General features: G+C 49.1%; 1 tRNA gene and 1 rRNA gene. Both read left to right on the top strand.

Annotation, left to right across the window (positions count from 1 at the left end):
• Positions 1 to 1,352 (top strand): 16S ribosomal RNA (locus B5X53_RS18800); the annotation flags it as partial.
• Positions 1,353 to 1,549: 197 nt separating this feature from the next.
• Positions 1,550 to 1,623: transfer RNA gene (locus tag B5X53_RS18805), tRNA-Ile, on the top strand.
• Positions 1,624 to 1,633: the final 10 nt, after the last annotated feature.

Raw genomic sequence — 1,633 nt, forward strand, 5'->3', positions numbered from 1 at the left:
CATAGTATGGGAATATCTCCTGATATTTTCATTAAACATTTATGGCCATTAGATGGGTATGCGTCCTATTAGTTAGTTGGTAAGGTAACGGCTTACCAAGGCAGCGATAGGTAGGGGTCCTGAGAGGGAGATCCCCCACACTGGTACTGAGACACGGACCAGACTCCTACGGGAGGCAGCAGTGAGGAATATTGGACAATGGGCGAGAGCCTGATCCAGCCATGCCGCGTGCAGGAAGACTGCCCTATGGGTTGTAAACTGCTTTTACAGAGGAAGAACCACTCCCACGTGTGGGAGTTTGACGGTACTCTGCGAATAAGGATCGGCTAACTCCGTGCCAGCAGCCGCGGTAATACGGAGGATCCAAGCGTTATCCGGAATCATTGGGTTTAAAGGGTCCGTAGGCGGGCAGTTAAGTCAGTGGTGAAAGTCTTCCGCTCAACGGGAGAACTGCCATTGATACTGATTGTCTTGAGTTATTATGAAGTGGTTAGAATGAGTAGTGTAGCGGTGAAATGCATAGATATTACTCAGAATACCGATTGCGAAGGCAGATCACTAATAATATACTGACGCTGATGGACGAAAGCGTAGGTAGCGAACAGGATTAGATACCCTGGTAGTCTACGCCGTAAACGATGGTTACTAGCTGTTCGGATCGATTAAGATCTGAGTGGTTAAGCGAAAGTGATAAGTAACCCACCTGGGGAGTACGTTCGCAAGAATGAAACTCAAAGGAATTGACGGGGGCCCGCACAAGCGGTGGAGCATGTGGTTTAATTCGATGATACGCGAGGAACCTTACCAGGGCTTAAATGTAGTCTGACAGGTCTGGAAACAGACTTTTCTTCGGACAGATTACAAGGTGCTGCATGGTTGTCGTCAGCTCGTGCCGTGAGGTGTCAGGTTAAGTCCTATAACGAGCGCAACCCCTGTGGTTAGTTGCCAGCGAGTAATGTCGGGAACTCTAGCCAGACTGCCGGTGCAAACCGCGAGGAAGGTGGGGATGACGTCAAATCATCACGGCCCTTACGTCCTGGGCCACACACGTGCTACAATGGTAGGGACAGAGAGCAGCCACTTCGCGAGAAGGAGCGAATCTACAAACCCTATCACAGTTCGGATCGCAGTCTGCAACTCGACTGCGTGAAGCTGGAATCGCTAGTAATCGCATATCAGCCATGATGCGGTGAATACGTTCCCGGGCCTTGTACACACCGCCCGTCAAGCCATGGAAGCCGGGGGTACCTGAAGTCGGTCACCGCAAGGAGCCGCCTAGGGTAAAACTGGTAACTGGGGCTAAGTCGTAACAAGGTAGCCGTACCGGAAGGTGCGGCTGGAACACCTCCTTTCTAGAGCAATGTTTAGCTGATTTATCAGTGATAACAACGCGCAATAATCAAAGGGAAGTTCTTAAAGAGCTTTTTTTGGTCTTGATTCTAAAGCTGTCGATTTAATATTTAAAAAATTAGAGAAAAGAAACTAGAGAAAAGAGAAGTGACTTTTTAGTCGTGGATCTTGAGTGCTGGTTCTTGGATCAACAAAGGACAGTCTCATAGCTCAGCTGGTTAGAGCGCTACACTGATAATGTAGAGGTCGGCAGTTCGAGTCTGCCTGAGACTACGATGCGCTA

The sequence above is a fragment of the Salegentibacter salinarum genome, from assembly GCF_900168115.1.
GTDB lineage: Bacteria > Bacteroidota > Bacteroidia > Flavobacteriales > Flavobacteriaceae > Salegentibacter > Salegentibacter salinarum.